This window comes from Streptomyces sp. NPDC056160, assembly GCF_042268205.1.
In the GTDB taxonomy this organism is placed as follows: Bacteria; Actinomycetota; Actinomycetes; order Streptomycetales; family Streptomycetaceae; genus Streptomyces.
The window spans coordinates 41,983-60,673 of the sequence record NZ_JBHJUW010000032.1; the positions used below are offsets into that span (position 1 = coordinate 41,983).

Annotated in this window: 15 protein-coding genes; 5 read left to right on the forward strand and 10 right to left on the reverse strand. The window is 74.2% G+C overall.

Annotated elements, in window-relative coordinates; genetic code table 11:
• Positions 1 to 167: 167 nt before the first annotated feature.
• From ACFC02_RS14760 to ACFC02_RS14800, 9 genes are all read right to left on the reverse strand, one after another.
• Positions 168 to 1,454, reverse strand: a complete 1,287-nt coding sequence (locus ACFC02_RS14760; RefSeq protein ID WP_376356532.1) for a hypothetical protein — start codon at positions 1,452 to 1,454, stop codon at positions 168 to 170.
• Between the two features lie 470 nt (positions 1,455 to 1,924).
• Positions 1,925 to 3,826 (reverse strand): DUF3492 domain-containing protein, encoded by a 1,902-nt coding sequence (locus ACFC02_RS14765; RefSeq protein ID WP_376356490.1) that lies wholly within the window; start codon positions 3,824 to 3,826, stop codon positions 1,925 to 1,927.
• A 192-nt stretch (positions 3,827 to 4,018) separates the two neighbouring features.
• On the reverse strand, positions 4,019 to 5,926 hold the full coding sequence (locus ACFC02_RS14770; RefSeq protein ID WP_376356492.1) for a dipeptide ABC transporter ATP-binding protein: 1,908 nt from the start codon (positions 5,924 to 5,926) through the stop codon (positions 4,019 to 4,021).
• Positions 5,923 to 6,930: an ABC transporter permease gene (locus ACFC02_RS14775; protein WP_376356494.1), complete on the reverse strand. Its 1,008-nt coding sequence runs from the start codon at positions 6,928 to 6,930 to the stop codon at positions 5,923 to 5,925. The genes ACFC02_RS14770 and ACFC02_RS14775 overlap by 4 nt, the downstream gene beginning before the upstream one ends.
• Positions 6,927 to 8,036 carry an ABC transporter permease gene (locus ACFC02_RS14780; RefSeq protein ID WP_376356496.1) on the reverse strand — a complete coding sequence of 370 codons (1,110 nt, stop codon included), beginning with the start codon at positions 8,034 to 8,036 and terminating at the stop codon, positions 6,927 to 6,929. The genes ACFC02_RS14775 and ACFC02_RS14780 overlap by 4 nt, the downstream gene beginning before the upstream one ends.
• A gap of 4 nt (positions 8,037 to 8,040) precedes the next feature.
• On the reverse strand, positions 8,041 to 9,759 hold the full coding sequence (locus tag ACFC02_RS14785; RefSeq protein WP_376356498.1) for an ABC transporter substrate-binding protein: 1,719 nt from the start codon (positions 9,757 to 9,759) through the stop codon (positions 8,041 to 8,043).
• A gap of 231 nt (positions 9,760 to 9,990) precedes the next feature.
• Positions 9,991 to 10,083, reverse strand: coding sequence for an Ms4533A family Cys-rich leader peptide (locus ACFC02_RS14790; protein ID WP_360969568.1), 93 nt, complete (start codon positions 10,081 to 10,083; stop codon positions 9,991 to 9,993).
• Between the two features lie 68 nt (positions 10,084 to 10,151).
• On the reverse strand, positions 10,152 to 11,666 hold the full coding sequence (locus tag ACFC02_RS14795) for a DUF3152 domain-containing protein (RefSeq protein ID WP_376356500.1): 1,515 nt from the start codon (positions 11,664 to 11,666) through the stop codon (positions 10,152 to 10,154).
• Positions 11,667 to 12,028: 362 nt separating this feature from the next.
• Entirely contained in the window at positions 12,029 to 13,078 is a 1,050-nt protein-coding gene (locus ACFC02_RS14800) for an alpha/beta fold hydrolase (protein WP_376356502.1), read from the reverse strand.
• Positions 13,079 to 13,327: 249 nt separating this feature from the next.
• Between ACFC02_RS14800 and ACFC02_RS14805 the strand changes: the two genes are divergently transcribed.
• The 4 genes from ACFC02_RS14805 (at position 13,328) to ACFC02_RS14820 (ending at position 15,256) form a co-directional block, all read left to right on the forward strand.
• The gene (locus ACFC02_RS14805; RefSeq protein WP_360969572.1) at positions 13,328 to 13,552 is read left to right on the forward strand and encodes a hypothetical protein; all 225 of its coding nucleotides are present in this window, start codon (positions 13,328 to 13,330) and stop codon (positions 13,550 to 13,552) included.
• 200 nt (positions 13,553 to 13,752) lie between these two features.
• On the forward strand, positions 13,753 to 14,397 hold the full coding sequence (locus ACFC02_RS14810) for a TetR/AcrR family transcriptional regulator (protein WP_376356505.1): 645 nt from the start codon (positions 13,753 to 13,755) through the stop codon (positions 14,395 to 14,397).
• A gap of 156 nt (positions 14,398 to 14,553) precedes the next feature.
• Entirely contained in the window at positions 14,554 to 14,781 is a 228-nt protein-coding gene (locus ACFC02_RS14815; RefSeq protein WP_037852073.1) for a DUF3107 domain-containing protein, read from the forward strand.
• A gap of 205 nt (positions 14,782 to 14,986) precedes the next feature.
• Complete coding sequence (locus ACFC02_RS14820) at positions 14,987 to 15,256, forward strand: hypothetical protein (protein ID WP_360969576.1); 270 nt, start codon at positions 14,987 to 14,989, stop codon at positions 15,254 to 15,256.
• A 91-nt stretch (positions 15,257 to 15,347) separates the two neighbouring features.
• Here ACFC02_RS14820 and ACFC02_RS14825 read toward each other — a convergent pair whose 3' ends face one another.
• A complete protein-coding gene (locus ACFC02_RS14825; protein ID WP_376356508.1) occupies positions 15,348 to 16,094 on the reverse strand; it encodes a ferritin-like fold-containing protein in 747 nt (248 codons plus the stop codon).
• 530 nt (positions 16,095 to 16,624) lie between these two features.
• Between ACFC02_RS14825 and ACFC02_RS14830 the strand changes: the two genes are divergently transcribed.
• Positions 16,625 to 18,691 (forward strand): DEAD/DEAH box helicase (locus ACFC02_RS14830; RefSeq protein ID WP_376356510.1); only part of this gene is annotated, 2,067 nt, incomplete at its 3' end.

Consider the following 18,691-nt stretch of genomic DNA (forward strand, 5'->3'; position numbering starts at 1 on the left):
TCCGGCTGCGCGGCCGGACGCCCGGGGTCCGCGACGGGCCGGTTCCGCTTTGGATTCCGGTCCGGTGCGGTCGCGTGCGGGGGCGGGCCGGGGACGGGTGATCCCCATGGCGCGCCGGGGGGCCTGCCGCGGCTGGAGGGGGCCGGCCGGGGTGCGCCGGGCGCCGGTCACGGCCGCGTCCCTGGGCGCACATGGGCCGAAGCCCTGGTCAGGGTGCGGGCCGCGTGGACCAGGAGGACGGCGGCCGCGGCGCCGCAGGCGAGCGTCGGGACGCTGCCCGCGCCCCAGGCGGTCATGAGGGCGTCGACCGGGACGGCCAGCGGATCGCAGCCCGGAAGACGGCCGGCGAAGACGCTCGCCTGCGCGGTCGTCTCCACGGTGGCCGCGGCACCGAGGGCGAGGACCGGGGCGTGGGTGAAGCCGTGTGTGGTGAGGAGACGGGCGAGCAGCAGCAGGGCGCCCAGCGCGAGCGTCTGGGCGTAGCCGACGGGCTCGTGCAGGACCCTGCCGCACAGCGCGAGCAGCACGCCCAGGACACCGAGGAACCCGCCGACCACCACGAAGAGCAGGGGGCGCACGGAGGCGGCGAACTCTTCCAGGCACCGGCTGGCCCTCAGGCCGCGCCGGGCGCGCACGGCGAGGAGGTGCGCTCCCCAGCACGCCGGGGCGCAGGCGAGGGCGAGCGCCAGGACGGGGACGGTGGCCAGCGGCCACGGGCCGCCGGTCGCGGTGCCGTCGGGCAGGCCGTCGGGTCCGCCCTCGACCGCCACACCGAGCAGGCCGTCGCCGAGCAGGGCGTAGGTGAGCAGCCAGTACGTCCAGGCGCGGGCGCCGGGCACCTGGGAGCGGGCGTGGCTGCGGCCGGGCGGGCCGAGGGGGCTGAGCGGGCCGCGGCGGAGCAGGGCGCGGACGGCGAGGGCGACGGCCAGTGCGCCGAGCCCGGCCACCGCGAGGCGGGTGCGGCCCGCGGTCAGATGCAGCCCGGCCACCGCAGCCGCGCACAGGGCTCCGGGCAGCAGACTGAGCAGGATCCAGCCGGCGCGCACGCGGGGCGCGTCGCGGTCCTCGGAGCGCGGGGGTGTCTCGGCGGGGCGCGGGGCGCGGGCGTACATCTCCTCCGCGAGGGAGAAGACGTCGCGGTGGCGGAAGCGGGCGGCCGTTCGGTCGGTGACGCCGTGCGCCTCGAGTCCGGCGGCGATCTCCAGCGGGTCCACCGCCCGTTCGCACAGCTCGCGGTGGCGGTGCAGCAGGGTCTTGACGGGGTCGGCGGCGCCGCGGCGCGGGGTGGTGGCGGGCGCCCGGTCGTGGCCCGGGTCGCGGGTGAGGACCGGGGCGTGCCCCCGCACCCCACCGCCACGGACACCGTGACCGGCTTCCGGAAAGGCGCCTGCCCCCGCCGCCGGGGCGGCTCCGGCACCCGGCTCGGCACCGGCTCGCGCCGCGGCACCGGTCACCTGCGCGGCACCGGTTCCCTGTACGGCAGCGGCTTCCTGTGCGGCGATGGCGTGCTGCGGGGTAGCGGCTTCCTGTGCGGCAACGGCGTGCTGCGCGGCGGCGGCTGCCTGCGGGGCGGCGACATCCCCAGCGACATCCTGCGTGGCTCGGCCCGCACCCGGCGCGGGGCGAACCGCTCCCCCTGCGGTGGCCCCGCGCAGTGCGCCGCCGACGCCGAGCGCAGTCCCGGCCTGCGGCACCCGCCCCCGGCCGGGTGGGCGGCCCCCGGGCAGTGGTGGTGTGTCTCCCGCCCCGGCCGCCGCCCGGGGCCACACCACCTTGTCGGCATCGCTCGCCCCCCGCGTCACGCGGCCGGTGGCACGGTCCGGCCCTTCGGCCGCGGTACGCGGCACCAGCCACTCCCGCGACTCCGCGCCCCAGGGGCCGGGGCTCGACGGGGCGGTCGGGAGGTCGGGGTCTCTCGGGGTGGTCATCTGGCGGCCTCCGGGGCCGGGGTGGCGGCTGACGTGCGGGAGGGGGGCGCGGCGGCCCAGGTGGGGGTGGCACGGGCCGGGGAGGCGGTGCCGGACGGGGCCTGGGGGGAGGGCACGGCCCCGGTGCCCGGGCCGCCGGTCCAGCGGCCGGGGAGGCGGGACTCGGCCGGGGAGGCGAACGGGAGGGGGTCGCCGGAGCCGTCCAGGACGACGCGGCGGACCGGGCACCGGGAGACGATCTCCAGGTAAATGCTGTGAAATGCCGCGATGTTCTGCTCGACGGTGAACAGTTCCAGCGCGCGGGCCCGAGCGGCGGCGCCCAGGCGCGCCCGGCGCTCGGGGTCGCGCAGCAGTGCCACGCACGCTTCGGCGAGCGCCCGCGGGTTGCGCGGGGGCACGACCAGCCCCGTACCGCCGATGGCCTCGACGACCGCGCCGACGTCCGTGGAGACCGTCGCGCACCCGGAGAACATCGCCTCCACCAGGCCGGCCGGGAAGCCCTCGACGACGCTCGACAGGACGACCACGGCGCCCGAGGCGTAGGTGTCGGCGAGGGTCGGTGCCTCGGGGCCGCCGACCTCCTCGAAGGAGACCGGGTTCTCGCCCACGGTGTGCGGGCCGTCGGCCTCGTCCGGGAAGAGCTGGGCGGCCAGTGCCTTGCAGTGGCCGAGGTAGGCGGTGGCCTCGGGGCCGGTCGGCGGCGCCGCCGCCACGATGCGCAGCCGTGCTCCCGGCTCCGCCCGGCGGACCTCCGCGAAGGCGTGCAGCAGGGACACCAGGTCCTTGGCGGGCTCGACGCGACCGACCCAGACCAGCGTGTCCGGGGCGGGCGCCCGCGACGACCCGCCCGCTTCACCGGCTTCCGCGAGGGCGGCGGCCTCGGCGAAGGCGGTGGCGTCCATCCCGGGGTGGACGGTGCGCAGCCTCGCGCGGTCGGCACCGCAGCGCTCCTGCCAGCGACGGGTGTGGGCGTTGCCGTGGGTGAGCACGGCGGCCTGCCGGTAGACCTCGGCGGCGAGCCTGCCGTGGAAGGCGGCGAGCAGGGCGCGCGCGGCGGGGGCGGTGCCGTCGGCGGCGGAGGTCAGGTAGTGCGAGCGCAGCGGGACGCCGTACTCGGTGACCAGGAGGGGGACGTCGCAGAAGTGGTGTGCGAGCAGTCCGGGCAGGGCCGCGGTGCCGCCGCCCGCGGTGTGGCAGAGGTCGGCGGCCCCGAGGCCGTCGTCCCCGTACCAGTCGAGCGAGAGGGGGCGCAGGGAGTGCTCCAGGTGCGCGACGACGGTGAGGAGGTCGGGAACGCGCGCCTCGCGCGCGGCGCGCGAGGCGCCGGCGGCGCGACAGGCGTGCTCCAGCGCGCGGACGGCGGTCTCCGAGCGGAGCGCACGCGCCAGGCCGTCCGCGTCACGGGCGAGTTCCGCGAGTCCGTAGAGAGCGCTGGCGAAACGGTCCGCCTCCCCGCCATGACACTCCCTGGGCACCCGGGAGGCCAAGAAACCCTGGGGACGCTGCAAGTCCTGGGGTTCCTGCGAGGGGTGGTGACTTCGCGCGTCCCGGCAGGCCCGTAGATCCCTGGAACCCCTGATGTCCCGCTCGCCGAGGCCGGTGCCGCTCGCCGCGGCCAGTACCGAGGCCAGTTCGCCGTAGCACTCGGCGAAGCGCCGGCGCGCACCGCGTCCCAGGCGTACGCCGTCGCCCTCGGCCGTCCACAGGGGCGCCGTGCGCACCCGGCTGACCTGCCGGGGCAGCGGAACCCAGCCCGCGTCCTCCTGCCGGCGGCTGCGGCTGAGCGCGTAGAGGTCGAACTCGTGCTGCCCGAGCCCGCGCACGAGCCGTTCGCACCAGAGGCCGGCGTCACCGCTCACATGCGGGTAGCCACCCTCCGTCACCAGTCCGATGCGCACGCGTGCACCCCCGTTCTCTCCCGTGTGGAGAGCCGCCGTCGCACCGGCGGCTCGCAGCGGGACGAACGTATGCGGACATGCCGGTGGCGCGACGGACGGTTGTCCATCGCGCCACCAAAAGGGGTGAACGGGCGTAACTTTCCCGTGCGGACGGCGTTCCGTCGCGCTAGGAGATCACCCGGACACGCTTCGTCAGGCCGGAGCCGGCTCACGCCGTTCGGCCCGGCGCCGGGCCGCGGCCCCGGGGTCGAGCACCGGTACCGCGGCCAGGAGCTGCCTGGTGTACGGGTCCCGGGGGGCGTCGTACACCGCGCCGGCCGGGCCCTCCTCCACGATCCGGCCCCGCCGCATCACCGCGACCCGGTCGCTGACCTGGCGCACCACGGCGAGGTCGTGGGCGACGAAGACCAGCGCGATCCCGAGGTCCCGCTGCAACTCACCGAGCAGGGCGACCACCTGCGCCTGGGTGGTGACGTCGAGCGCGGAGACCGGCTCGTCGCACACGATCACGCGCGGGTCCGCCGCGAGCGCCCGCGCGATGCCGACGCGCTGGCGCTGTCCGCCGCTGAACTCGTGCGGGTAGCGGTCGTAGTGCGCCCTCTGGAGCCCCACGCGCTCCAGCAGTCCGCCCACACGCTCCCGGATGCGCCCCTCGTCCCGTTCGCCGCGCGCCCGCAGGGGGTCCGCGATGGACTCGCCCACGCTGCGGCGCGGGTTGAGGGAGGAGACGGGGTCCTGGAACACCATCTGCACGGCCGGGTCCACGCCCGCCCTGGCGCGGCCCTCGAAGCGGACCTCGCCCGCGGTCGGCTCCAGCAGCCCTACGAGCATCCGGCCGAGCGTGGTCTTGCCGCTGCCGCTCTCGCCCACGATCCCCAGGGTCTCGCCCCGGCGCACGGTCACCGACACGCCGTCCACGGCCGCGAACGCCCGCCTCCCGCGACCGAACTCGCGCCGCAGCCCGGTAGCCTCCAGGACGACCTCGGCGGAACCGGCGGCCCGGGCCACCTCAGCGGTCCCTGCCATCTCAGCGGTCCCTGCCGACTCGGCGTGACCTGCCGACTCAGCGGTCCCTGCCGACTCGGCGTGACCTGCCGACTCGGCGGCCCCGGCGGCCTTGGCGGAACCAGAGGAACCGGTGGAACCAGGGGAACCGGTGGGGCCAGGGGAACCGGTGGGGCCAGGGGAACCGGTGGGGCCAGGGGAACCGGTGGAACCCGCGGGGCCGGCGTCGACACGCGGCACCGCCGCCAGCAGTTCCCTCGTGTACGCCGCGGTGGGCGCCCCCAGGACGGCCGCGACCGGCCCGTGCTCGACCGCGCGCCCGTGCCGCATGACCAGCACCTCCTCGACGCTCTCGGCGGCGACGCCCACGTCGTGGGTGACGAGCAGCAGCCCCATCCCGGTCTCCTCGCGCAGCGTGTGCAGCAGGTCGAGGATCTGGGCCTGGACCGTCACGTCGAGCGCCGTGGTCGGCTCGTCGGCGATCAGCAGGTCCGGCGCGCACGCCAGGGCCATGGCGATCAGGGCGCGCTGGCGCATGCCGCCGCTGAACTCGTGCGGGCGGGCACGGGAGCGCCGCCCGGCGTCGGGGATCCCGACCCGGTCCAGCACCTCCACGGCACGCGCGCGTGCCGCACGCCGTGAGGCACGCGTGTGTGTGCGGTACACCTCGGCGATCTGGTCCCCGATCGCGTAGTACGGGTCCAGGGACGACAGCGGGTCCTGGAAGACCATGGCGGCCTTCCCTCCCCGCAGCCGCCGCAGTTCCTCCTCGGAGGCCCGCTGGACGTCGGCACCGGCGACCTCGACCGATCCGCGCACCCTGGCCCCGGTCCCGCGGTGCAGTCCCAGCAGGGCGGAGGCGACCGTGGACTTGCCCGAGCCGGACTCGCCGACCAGGGCGAGCGCGCCGCCCCGCGGCAGCCGGAAGGAGAGCCCGTCCACGGCCCGCAGGGGACCGAACTCGACGGTCAGGTCCGTCACTCGGACCAGGCCCTGCGGACTCTTCCCGCCGTGGCTCTCCGGGCCCGTCCCGCTGCGGCCCTCCGGGCTCTTCCCCGTGCTGCTCTCCGCACTCTTCACGGTCTCCTGGCTCATGCGAGTACCACCCGTCGGTCGGCCACCGCGAACAGCACGTCCGCGACGGCGTTGGCGATGACGACGAAGAAGCCGATGACGAGGACCATGCCGACGACGACCGGCAGGTCGACGATGTTCACCGCGTGCACCAGTTCCTGGCCGATGCCGGGCAGGCCGAAGAGGGTCTCGGTGAGCACCGCGCCGCCGACCGCCGAACCGAAGTTGTTGGCGTTCAGCGCGATGACGGGCGCGAGGGCGCCGCGCAGCGCGTGCCGGCCGACGACCGACCGCTCGCCCACCCCGTACGCCCGGAAGGTGCGGATGTGGTCCTCCGCGAGGGTCTCCAGCATCGAGGCCCTGGTCATGCGGGCGAAGGTCGCGGCCTCGATCAGGGCGAGCGACAGCCACGGCAGCAGCAGGTTCCACGCCCACTGCTCGGGGTCGTCGGTGAGGTTCACGTACTGCGGGAAGGGCAGCCACTGGAACTCGCCGCAGACGACGATCATCAGCACCAGGCCGATGACGAAGACGGGCGTGGCCGTGCCCGCGAGCGTGACGGCCGTGAGCACCCGTTCGGAGATCCGGCCGCGCCGCCAGGCGGAGAGCACGCCGGTGCCCACGCCCAGGACGAGCCAGAGCACCATCGCGCCGAACACCAGGGACAGGCTCACGGGCAGCTTGGTCAGGATGATGCTGAGGACCTGCCGCCCGGACTGGTAGGAGACCCCGAGGCAGGGCGCGGAGCAGTGTTCCACGGACGTGCCGGTCGAGTAGTCCTGGCCGGCCACGAGTCCTTCGAGGAAGTGCCAGTAGCGCACGTACAGCGGGTCGTCCAGGCGCAGTTGCTGCGCGACCTGGTGCACCTGTTCCGGCGAGCAGCGCGGCCCGCAGGTGATCTGGGCGACGTTGCCGGGAGTGGCGTAGAAGACGACGTAGACGATCACCGAGATGGCGAGGAGGGTGATCGCGGCGCCGAGGGCGCGGCGCAGTACGAAGCCTCCGAGTCCGCCGAAGCCGCTCATGCGGTCGCCTCCTTGCGTGCTTCCCGAAACGGGCCGTCGTCCGCGCCGGCGCCTCTGCCGTCCCCGTCGCCCGTCCCGGCCCCTGGACGGTCCCCGCCGCCCGTGCCGGACTCCCCGGCTCCCGACTCGCGCCTGCGGCCGGTGCCGATGCGCAGACGGGAGGCGGCGCGCGGGTCGAGAGCGGTGCGCACGCCGTCCCCGAGGACGGTCAGGGCGACGACGGTCACGAAGAGGGCGCCCGCGGGAAGCATCAGGTACTGCGGTGCCGCCTGGTACCAGACGTCGGCCGCGGTGAGCATCTGCCCCCAGGAGGGGGTGGGCGGCTTCACGCCGACGCCGAGGAAGGACAGCGCCGCCTCGACGGAGATGTTCGTGGGCACGAGCAGGGCCGCGTACGTGATGACCGGGGCCGCGAGGCCGGGCAGCAGTTCCCGGCGGGCGATGCGCACGGTGCCCCAGCCGCTGAGCCGGGCCGCGGCGACGTGGTCGAGGCCCTTCAGGGTGAGCGTCTGGGCGCGCACGATCTTGGCGATGTTGCCCCAGGCGATCAGGCCGATGACCAGGGTGACCAGCACGGGGCGCGGGAAGCTCGACGGCACGATCGCGAGCAGCGCCAGAGCCATGATCATCAGCGGCATGGAGACGATGATGTCGGTGGCCCGGCTCAGCAGTTGGTCGACCCAGCGGTTGCCGAGCGCGGCCGTGACGCCGACCCCGACGCCGATGACGATCTGCACGACGGTGGCGGCGAGGGCCACGCCCAGGGAGACCCGGGCACCGTAGACCAGGCGGGCGAACAGGTCGCGTCCGGTCTGCGGTTCGACGCCGAGCCAGTGGTCGGCGCCGGCGCCGCCGAACGGCCCGATGGGCACGCCCCCGCGCGCGGAGTCGACGAGGGACGGATGGTAGGTGGTGGGGTCCTGGCCCTCCCATGCGGTGAGCAGCGGCGCGGCGAGCGCGACCAGGACGAGCAGCGCGACGACGGCCGCCGCGACGAGGGCGGCGCGCTGCGCACGCAGCCGCCGCCAGAACCGACGGGCCCCCGAGGCCGCCGGGGCGGGGGCGTCCGTCCCGGCGGCCGGGGAGGCGGCAAGTGCTCCGCTCACGGCGTCACTTCACCGCGACCTGGGAGATGTCCAGCACACCGGTCCAGTCGCTGATCACGATGTTCTTGACGTCCTTGCCGTACAGGCGCTTGTAGACGGGGTGGAACAGCGGCACGGTCAGGGCCTGCTCGCCGATCTTGCGGTCCAGCGCGCCCCAGCGCTTGGCGGCGGCGTCGAGGTCGGTCAGCTTGTTGATCGCGTCGATCTCGTCGTCGACGGACTTGTCGTCCAGCTGGCCGCTGTTGAAGTTGGCGCCGTCCTTCACGATCTGGCGGCCGTCGAAGATCGGGGCCAGGAAGGGGCCGCCGGAGGGCCAGTCGGCGCCCCAGTGGGCGAGGAAGAGGCCCGGCTCGGTCTTCACGTTCTGGGTCTTGTCCGAGTAGTCGTTCTTCTCCAGACCCTGGAGCCTGACCGTGATGCCTGCCTTCTTGAGCGCGTCCTGGACGGCGGTGGCGATCTCCGGACTGGTCTCGAAGTCCTTGCTGTTGGAGTGCGTGAGCGTGACGGTGAGCCCGTTCGGGTGGCCGGCCTCCTTCAGCAGCTGCCGGGCCTTGGCCGGGTCGCCGGAGGCGCCCGCCGGGAAGAGGTCGTAGGGAGTGTGGCCGAAGGACTTCTGGTTCGGCAGGAAGGTGGTGGCGGGCTCGGCGAGCGCGCTGCCGCCGGCCGCGTTGACGACCGAGGAGCGGTCGATGGCGTAGGAGACGGCCTCGCGCACCTTGGGGTCGTCGAACGGCTTGACCTTCGGGTTGAAGGCCAGGTAGTTCGTGTAGCCGAAGTGGCCGGTGCCCACGCGCGCGGCCAGTTCCCTGTCGCCGCTGACCTTGGCGAGTTCGGCGGGGCCGAGGTTGGTGTCCGTGGTGACTGCGGCGGCGTCCGGTCCCTGGGACGCGGAGAGCCGCTGGTTGATCACGGAGGAGTCCAGCCCGGAGCGAACGTCGACCCGGTCCGGGTAGGCCTTGCGCTCGGCGTCGGTGGCGGCCGACCAGTTCGGGTTGCGCTCCAGGACGAGGTGCTCGCCGTCGTTCTCGTTCTTGACGACCTTGTACGGTCCGGACGAGACCGGGTGCTCCTCGTACTCGGTGCCCGTGTCCTTGCTCCGGGGCACCGGCGTGAACTGCGTCTGCGTGGCCAGGAACGGGAACTCGCCCTCGGGCTTGTTCAGGTGGAAGACGATCGTCCGGGCGTCCGGCGTCTCGATCGCGGCGAGGCCCTTCTTGTCCTTGTACGGCCCCTGGTAGCCGGCCGCGCCGACCAGCCAGTCCCTCAGGTAGGGGGCGCCGCCGGAGAGTTCGGGGGCGAAGGAGCGCTCGATGCCGTACTTGATGTCGGCCGAGGTGATCGGGGTGCCGTCCTCGTACTTCAGCCCCGCCTTGAGGGTGTACGTCCACACGGTCGCGTCCTTGCTGGGGCGCCCGGTGTCGGTGGCGAGGTCGGGGACGACCTTGGCGCCGGCGGCACCGTTCTCGCGGTTGCGGGTGGTGAGGGTGCGGAAGACGAGGGAGGGGACGTTGCCGCCGCCGGACGTGTAGAGGCGGGCGGGGTCGAAGTCCTGCTGCGGCTGGGCGTTCAGGACGCTCAGGGTGCCGCCCTTGTGGGGCTGCGCGTCGCCGCCGGCGCCCTTGGCATCGCTGTCCTTCGGTCCGCAGGCGACGGCGCCCGCTGCCACCACCAGGCTGACGGATACCGCGGCCACGCGGCGGGCTGAGACGGACGGTTGGCGCATCGGAATGACGACCTCTCGGGAGGAATGCCCCGGGTCCGGCGAGAACGTCTCGGATCGCGAGACGGCAGGACGAGGGGTGAGACGAATCTGAACAGACGTCTGCCTCGGCGGCGGGTCGTCGGACCACCTGGAGCCACGCAGCCGCGCACCGGCGCTCAACGGGAGCGCACGGAGCGGCGGAGCCTCACGGCGAAGGGGGGAAAGGGGCGACGCGCACGCCGGTGGCGGGCGTCAGCAACAGTGGATGTCGGCCACGCAGAGGCCGGTCACGCCGATGAGCGCCATCTCGATGGCGGCGCTGCTGGCGGCGTGACGGGTCCACATGCGCAGAAATATGAACGAACATTCGGCGCATTGTCAACATGATCCAGGGCCCCCGGGCAGCCCCTGGATCAACTCTTCGGATACGGCCAGGAGTTCGGCAGGCAGTGGATTCCGTCATGGTCCAGGAACTTCGTCTGCTGCTGCATGACCGGCGCCAGCTCGCCGTCCTTGTCGCAGGTGACGTGGTTGTGACCGAGGCGGTGACCGACCTCGTGGTTGATCAGCATCTGCCGGTAGGCGTACATCCTGTCGCCGAAGGTCTTCGCTCCCTGCGCCCACCGGTAGGCGTTGATCATCACGCGCGGGGTGGCGGCCGAGTCGCAGGAGACGTTGTCCTCGGTGGTGTCCAGACCCGACTTGGCGCACCAGGCGGCGGTGGTTCCCGGGCTGGCCAGCGTGATCACGAAGTCGCTCGCCCCGGAGGAGACGCGCTCGAAGGTGCGGGCGCCGTTGTGGGCCCAGCTGCGGTTGTCGTTGAGCGTCTTCTGCACGGCGTCGGCGAAGAGCCGGGCGTCGAGACCGAGGCCCTGTTCCACGTCGATGCGGTAGGTGTACTTCCGCCCCCTGCCCGGCGCCTTGGCGAAGCCGGGGACCACGTCGAACCTGCCCGAACCCTTGAGCGTGGGGCTGAGCGCGTACTTCAGGTCCATCTTCTGCGCGTACGTCAGCGCCGGGGCGCTGGGCGACTGCGACGGGCTCGCGTGACCGTCCGGGCCCACCGCGGAGCGGGCGCCGTCGTCCTGCCCGGCTGCCGTCCGCGCCTGCGCCTGAGCACCGGAACGGTCGTCGGTGACCTGCCCGGCGACGATGACCGCGAGCACGGTGGTGACCGCGGCCGCGGCGATACCCGTGAACGTACGGCCCTTGGCGCTCCTGCCGCCGGCCGGTGCTCCGGAGTCGGCGGGCCCGGCGGGGGCGGGGATCGGCGCGGTGGTACCGGGAGGCGGCGCGGTGGTACCGGGAGGCGGCGCTGTGGTGCCGGGAGGCGGCGCGATGGTACCGCCACCGGCCACGCCCGCGGCCGCACCCGCGCCGGTGCCCGGGCCGGTGCGGGTGGCCCGCCCGGCCGGGGAGACCGGAGCCGCCGAGGGCGGCGCGGCGCCGCGCGACCGGGGGCCGAAGGCGCCCTCGCCGTCCTCGAACGCGTCGAGATAGTCCTGCCGGGGGCCGCCGGCGGGCGGCGCCTGCCGCTGCCGCGGGATGGGGACAGCGGGGCCCCCGGGGCCGCCCGGAGCGGGGGCGCCGGGCGACGGGCGCGGACCGCGGGCCGCGCCGGGGCGGTCTGGCCCCGGCTGACCTGTGCCCCTCCCGGAACGGGTCGGGGCCGCGGAACCGGACGGAGCATCGGGGCCGGTCGGGGCACCGAAGCCGGCCGACGCGGCGCCCTGGGCCGACGCGGCACCCTGGCCGGTCGCGGCGCCGTAGCCGCGCGAACCGTCGGAGCCCGTCGGGCCGTCGGAGCCGTCGGCTCCCGGCCGCCGCCCCCGTACCGCGCCGCCTGCCGTGCCGCTCCGGGTCCTGAACTCCCCCCAGCCGCCGCCTGTCTCCCACTGCTCGGGGTGGCCGCCACGGGTCTGCGGCACACCGTGCGCGGGCGTCCCGTCCGCCGGCAGGCGCGGCACACCGTGCGCGGGCGTCCCGTCGGGGAAGCGAGTGGCGCCGTACGCGGCAGGTACCGCCGGTGCGCCCGGTCCGGCAGGACCGCTGCGGCGCCGACCCGCGGCCGGGCCCTCCCGGTCTGAGCGGATCTCAGGTCCCGCGGCCGCGCGAGCCGCCTCCGAGATCCCCGACGGACCCGTTGCCGAGCCCCCTGCGCCCGCTGTGCCCTGCGCTCCCCCGGTTCCCTCTGTTCCCTCTGTTCGCTCTGATGCGGGTGTTCCCGCTGTTCGCGCGCTGTCGCCCTTCGGGGCGGGTCCGCGGCGGCTGTGGCGTCCCACGAGGTCCGTCAGCCTCCCAGTTCCACGTCGGATGCGCCTTCGTCGGCCCCCGCACCGGAGGTCTCCGCACCGGACGTCTCCGCACCCGATGCCCGCGCACCGGATGCCTCCGCCTCGGCGAGCAGCTCGCGGAACGCGGTCGCCACCGTCTCCGGGTACTCCATCATCGCCACGTGCCCCGCGTCGGGCAGGGTCACCAGGCGGGAGCCGCGGAAGGCGCGGGCCGCGCGCCGGGCCATGCGGTAGCCGACGAGCTGGTCCCGGCCGCCGTAGACCAGCAGCGTGGGGGCGAGGACCCGCTCGGCCTGCCGCCACAGACCGTGCTGCCCGCCCAGGGTGTACGCGTCGACGAGCCCGCGCGCGGAACGCGTCATCGCGTCCCAGAAGTACGGCAGTTGAAGCCGCCGCTCCATCTCCGTGACCGCGTTGCGGAACCCTTCCGGCGTCACCCGCTCCGGGTCGCCGTAGCACAGGGCCATGACCCCGCGGACCCGCTGCTCCGCCGTCCACTCCCGGGTCAGCCGGGTGAAGAGCGCGGTGACGCCCGGCAGCGCGAGCAGTCCGGTCGGCAGAGCGGTGCGCTGCACGCGCAGTTCGGGCAGCGCGGGGGAGATCAGCGTGAGCGTGCGGACGAGATCGGGGCGCAGCGCGGCGACGCGCGTCGAGACCGCGCCGCCCAGCGAGTTGCCGAGGAGGTGGACCGGGCCGCGGCCGGCCGTGTCCAGGTAGCGGATCACCGCGCGCGCGTGGGCGGTGACCGAGTAGTTGCCGTCGTCGGGTGGCGGTGAGTCGCCGAAGCCGGGCAGGTCGAGGGCCTCGCCGTCGACGTCGCCGTCGAGGAGGGCCATCAGCGCCGACCAGTTCTGCGAGGAACCGCCGAGTCCGTGGACGTACAGCGCGCGCGGGAGGTTCTCCCGCGCGGGGGGCCTGGAGCGCACCGTCAAGGTGATGCCCCGCAGTTGGACCGAGCGCAGCCGCTCCCCCTCCTCGACCCCGACGGGCCCCACCCTGGGAAGTACGTTGGCGGGCGGCACGGCGGGCAGCTCGGTCGAAGACATGCGGCAATGTTACGAGACGATCACGTCGCCATTCATGTGTTCGCCGTCACAGCGGGCGGCGGACAGCGCGGGATGCGCACCGCAGGACGGCCGCCCACCGCATGGCATCAGGATCGGGTGTCTCCTACGCTCGTACAGAGGGCACCCGTATGCAGCCCCCGCGCCTCGCGGGGGCGCACGAGACATGCACCGACATGCACCGACATGCGCAGGGACGTTCGAGGGACGTCCGCAGGAAGGGAGCCCAGCATGGCGTTCGACCCCACCGATCCCGAGACGTTCGAGGACGAGGCCACCGAGAACGGCACGGAGATCGACGTCGAGGCCCCGGAGAACGACGCCGCAGAACAGCACGCCGACATCGCGCCGGAACACGACGATCCCCTGACGGGCGTGGACCCCGGCCGCGCGAACGAAGCCGACCTCGCCGAGCAGGCACGGGTCGTCTCCCTCGACGAGGACGACTACCGGTGACGGTGCCGGAACCGCCCGACCGCCGCTGAACAGCGGCGGCGTTCTCCTATGCCCGGACTCGGCAAGTTGGAAACCTTCTGTACCGGTTTCTTCACCGTCCGGTCCGTGAAATTCTGCGCTCGCACCGCGCACAGTACGGTTACCGAAAAGTACGATGGCGGCGCGGCGCACACCGCACAGCGACGACATTGGGAGGCGGCGTGACAGCCATCGAGCAGACAGAGGCGGCGCGCCCGCGAGGCACGCGCCTGCCGCGCCGTGCCCGGCGGAACCAGCTGCTGGGCGCCGCCCAGGAAGTCTTCGTGGCGCAGGGCTACCACGCGGCGGCCATGGACGACATCGCGGAGCGCGCCGGCGTCAGCAAGCCGGTGCTCTACCAGCACTTCCCGGGCAAGCTCGACCTCTACCTGGCGCTGCTCGACCAGCACTGCGAGTCGCTCATCCGGTCCGTGCGCGGCGCGCTGGCCTCGACGACCGACAACAAGCAGCGCGTGCGCGCGACGATGGACGCCTACTTCGCCTACGTCGAGGACGACGGCGGCGCCTTCCGGCTGGTCTTCGAGTCGGACCTGACGAACGAGCCCGCCGTGCGCGAGCGCGTCGACAAGGTCACGAACGAGTGCGCCGAGGCGATCTGCGACGTCATCGCCGAGGACACCGGCCTCTCGCGCGCGGAGTCGATGCTGCTGGCCTCCGGCCTTGGCGGCCTCGCGCAGGTGGTGGCCCGCTCCTGGCTGCACAGCGACCGCAGCGTCCCGCGCGACCAGGCGGTCCAGCTGCTGACGTCCCTGGCCTGGCGCGGCATCGCGGGCTTCCCGCTGCACGGCACCGAGCAGCACCACTGACGAACGGACCGTGCGGACGGGCCGGTCGTTTGTTCCCGCCCGCTGTTCGCTCCTGGCGTTGTCCGGCGGAGCGTGTCCGTCCCCTCACCGGGCTAATGTGTGCTGGGTACGGCGCGGAAGGACGCGCACTTCACTGACCGTCGGAGGGACATAGCCGTGGAGGTCAAGATCGGCGTGCAGCACGCGCCCCGCGAGATCGTTCTGGAGAGCGGTCAGAGCCCCGAGGAGGTCGAGCGGGCGGTGGCCGAGGCGCTGGCCGGCAAGTCACAGCTGCTGACCCTCGTGGACGAGCACGGCCGTAAGGTGCTGGTCCCGGCCGAGCGCCTCGCGTACGTCGAGCTGGGCGAGCCGGCCCCGCGCAAGGTGGGCTTCGGGGCCCTGTAGGCACGGATGACGGGTGGGGCCCGGCGGTCGCCGACCGCCGGGCCTCTCGCGTGTCCGCCCCCGCCCGCCGGCCGCGTCCCCCGCTTTCGCGGGTTCTTCACGGGCCGCTCACGAACAGCCCACAGGAAAGGGTTGCATTCCGCAGGTCAGGGGTATGACGGGGCTACGACCGTCAGCACCGGCCGACCGTGTGGGAGGAACCGTGATGTTCTTGGAGGCGTTCGGCTCCGCCGTGCTCGGCCTGCTGCTCGGCTGGGTGGCCTTCCGGCGCCTGTCGCACCGGCTGCCGTCCCGCCCGCTGGTGCTGTCGACGGGCGTCGCGGGCGCCCTCCTCGGAGACTTCGTCACGCACAGCGCGCTGGGTTCCGCCCCGGTGGTGTCCAGCCTGCTCGGCGCGGCGGTCGTCGCGGCCGCCTCCCTCTCCCTGCTGCTCCGCCCGGCCGGCCGCCTGCGCCGACGATCCCTGACGGCGTGACCGCGCGGCCGCCGGGCCGCGCGCGTCCCTCCCCGGGGGCGGCCACGGCGGCGGAGGGCCACCGGAGCCGTCCGCCGTCCGGACCCGCGGCCTACGCGGCCAGGCCCAGTGCGGCCATCCGCTTGGTGTGCGCCTCCGTGATGCGCGTGAACATGCGGCCGACCTCCGCGAGGTCGAAGCCGTCCGCCACCCCTCCGACGAGCATCGTGGAGAGCGCGTCGCGGTCGGCGACGACCCGCTGGGACTGCGACAGCGCCTCGCCCATCAGGCGCCGCGCCCACAGCGCGAGCCTGCCGCCCACCCGCGGGTCCGCGTCGATCGCCGCGCGCACCTTCTCCACGGCGAAACCGGCGTGCCCGGTGTCGTCGAGGACGGCCAGCACCAGCTCGCGGGTGTCGGAGTCCAGCCGGGCGGCGACCTCCCGGTAGAAGTCGCTGGCGATCGAGTCGCCGACGTAGGCCTTGACGAGTCCTTCCAGCCAGTCGGAGGGCGCCGTCTGCCGGTGGAAGCCGTCGAGCGCGGCGACGAAGGGGTCCATCGCCGCGGTGGGCTCCGCGCCGATCTCCGTGAGGCGGTTCCGCAGCCGCTCGAAGTGGTGGAACTCGGCCGAGGCCATCTTCGCCAGCTCGGCCTTGTCCGCGAGGGTGGGCGCCAGCTTGGCGTCCTCCGCGAGCCGTTCGAACGCCGCTAGCTCTCCGTACGCGAGCGCCCCGAGCAGGTCCACGACGGCGGCGCGGTACTGTGGATCGGCGGCGGCCGTCGCCCAGTCCTGGGCGGCGATCCCGGTGCGTTCGGCGGGGGCGTCGGAGGCCTGGTCAGGCTTGTCAGAGCTGGTCATGAAGCGCACAATAGCCCGCCCGCCGGGCCCCGGAGAGACCTGGCCGACCAGTGTGACGACGACTACGTGACCGAATCGGCCATCGCGTGTGCGCGATTCCGGGGTATGGTGGTAATGCGCCTGCTGGGTACGCCGAGGTGTCTCGACGCACTCCGACAGGCCGCACGCATGAGGATGCCCGGTCGGTGGCCCGATCGGCTCCGACCCGACAGCCCTCCCTGACCGTACGGCACAGTGCGTACGACGATCGGAGGGACACCCTCAGCGGTACGAGTGCTGGGCCTGCCCCGAGGACAGGCCCGCAGAGCGTCGGCAGAGGTCCCGTGCCATCACGGCCGGCCTGAGCGGTTTCGCCCGTACGGCCGCCGGCGTCCCCGGCACGGTCCGACACGACCCCCGCGCTCGCCTCGCACCGCACACACAGAAGAGGCAGCACCCTGACTACGACGTTCCGAGAGCTCGGAATCCTTCCCGAGACCGCCGAGGCCCTGGAGGCCGTCGGCATCATCAACCCCTTCCCCATCCAGGAGATGACGCTCCCCGTGGCCCTGTCGGGCACGGACGTCATCGGCCAGGCCAAGACCGGCACCGGCAAGACCCTGGGCTTCGGCCTCCCCCTCCTGGAGCGCGTCACCGTCCCCGCCGACGTCGAGGCCGGACGTGCCACCCCCGAGGCCCTCACCGACGCCCCGCAGGCACTCGTCGTCGTCCCCACGCGCGAGCTGTGCGTCCAGGTCACCAACGACCTGCTGACCGCGGGCAAGGTGCGCAACGTGCGTGTCCTCGCGATCTACGGCGGCCGGGCCTACGAGCCCCAGGTCGAGGCCCTGAAGAAGGGCGTCGACGTCGTCGTCGGCACCCCCGGCCGCCTGCTGGACCTGGCCGGCCAGCGGAAGCTCGACCTCAAGCACATCAAGGCGCTCGTCCTCGACGAGGCCGACGAGATGCTCGACCTCGGCTTCCTGCCCGACGTCGAGAAGATCATCGACATGCTGCCGACCAGGCGGCAGACCATGCTGTTCTCGGCCACCATGCCGGGCGCGGTCATCGGCCTGGCCCGGCGCTACATGTCGCAGCCCACGCACATCAGCGCCACCGCGCCGGACGACGCGGGCGCGACGGTGGCGAACACCACCCAGTTCATCTACCGCGCGCACAACATGGACAAGCCCGAGATGGTCGCGCGCATCCTGCAGGCCGAGGGCCGCGGTCTCGCGATGATCTTCTGCCGCACCAAGCGCACGGCGGCCGACCTCGCCGACCAGCTCAAGCAGCGCGGCTTCGCCTCCGGCGCGGTCCACGGCGACCTCGGCCAGGGCGCCCGCGAGCAGGCGCTGCGCGCCTTCCGCAACGGCAAGGTGGACGTCCTCGTCTGCACCGACGTCGCCGCGCGCGGCATCGACGTCGAGGGCGTCACCCACGTCATCAACTACCAGTCGCCGGAAGAGGAGAAGACGTACCTGCACCGCATCGGCCGCACCGGCCGCGCGGGCGCCAAGGGTACGGCGATCACGCTCGTCGACTGGGACGACATCCCTCGCTGGCAGCTGATCAACAAGGCGCTGGACCTGGGCTTCAACGACCCGCCGGAGACGTACTCCACCTCCCCCCACCTCTTCTCCGACCTGGGGATCGCGGCGGGCACCAAGGGCATCCTGCCGCGCTCGGAGCGCACTCGCGCCGGGCTGGACGCGGAGGAGCTGGAGGACCTCGGTGAGACCGGTGGTCGCGGTGCCCGCGGGCGCGGCGGCCGGGGCGCTCGCCCCGAGGGCCGCTCCGCCGACCGCGAGCGGGAGCGGGAGCATGACCGTGAGCGCCCGGCGCGCACCCCGCGCCGTCGGCGCCGTACGCGCGGTGGCTCACCGGTGGACCCGGCCGCGCCGGCCGCCGGTACGACGGCCGGGACCGCGCCGGTCGAGCCGGCGGCCTCGGACGAGGCCGCGGGCACCCGCACACCGCGTCGACGTCGGCGTACCCGTGGCGGTGCCGGTGCCTCGGCGCAGCAGGCGGCGCCCACGGCGGCGACGGCCACCGAGCCGGTCCCGTCCGCCGCACCCGCCGAGCCGGGGACCCCCGTGTCCGCTCCTCCGGTTGCCGCGTCCACGTCGGCGCAGGCAGCCGAGGCCCCGGTGGTGGTGCCGGAGAGCCCCGCCGCGCAGGCGCCGCAGGCCCCGGCGCAGGAGAAGCCGCGCCGTCGCCGTACCCGCAAGGCCGCGGAGCCGGCGGTGACCGCCGAGACGGTGACCGAGGCCGGGACCGCGGAGGCGGCGCCCGCCGAGGCGAAGCCGAAGCGCACCCGCAAGACCGCCGCCAAGGCACCCGCCGCCGAAGCCACCGCCGACACGACGGAAACCACCACCGAAGCCGAAGCCAAGCCCAAGCGCACCACGCGCAAGAAGGCCGCCGCAGCCGAGGTGACCACCACCGCCGAAACGGCACCCGCCGAAGCCAAGCCCAAGCGCACCCGCAAGACCGCCGCCAAGGCACCCGCCGCCGAAACGGCCGCCGACACGACGGAAACCACCACCGAAGCCGAAGCCAAGCCCAAGCGCACCACGCGCAAGAAGGCCGCCGCAGCCGAGGTGACCACCACCGCC

Bases quoted from the DNA above. Each gene is read 5' to 3' on its own strand.
- ACFC02_RS14770 (WP_376356492.1), bottom strand. From the start codon at position 5,926: ATGAGCCAGGAGACCGTGAAGAGTGCGGAGAGCAGCACGGGGAAGAGC.
- ACFC02_RS14775 (WP_376356494.1), bottom strand. From the start codon at position 6,930: ATGAGCGGCTTCGGCGGACTCGGAGGCTTCGTACTGCGCCGCGCCCTC.
- ACFC02_RS14785 (WP_376356498.1), bottom strand. From the start codon at position 9,759: ATGCGCCAACCGTCCGTCTCAGCCCGCCGCGTGGCCGCGGTATCCGTC.
- ACFC02_RS14805 (WP_360969572.1), top strand. From the start codon at position 13,328: ATGGCGTTCGACCCCACCGATCCCGAGACGTTCGAGGACGAGGCCACC.
- ACFC02_RS14800 (WP_376356502.1), bottom strand. From the start codon at position 13,078: ATGTCTTCGACCGAGCTGCCCGCCGTGCCGCCCGCCAACGTACTTCCC.
- ACFC02_RS14790 (WP_360969568.1), bottom strand. From the start codon at position 10,083: ATGTGGACCCGTCACGCCGCCAGCAGCGCCGCCATCGAGATGGCGCTC.
- ACFC02_RS14825 (WP_376356508.1), bottom strand. From the start codon at position 16,094: ATGACCAGCTCTGACAAGCCTGACCAGGCCTCCGACGCCCCCGCCGAA.
- ACFC02_RS14820 (WP_360969576.1), top strand. From the start codon at position 14,987: ATGTTCTTGGAGGCGTTCGGCTCCGCCGTGCTCGGCCTGCTGCTCGGC.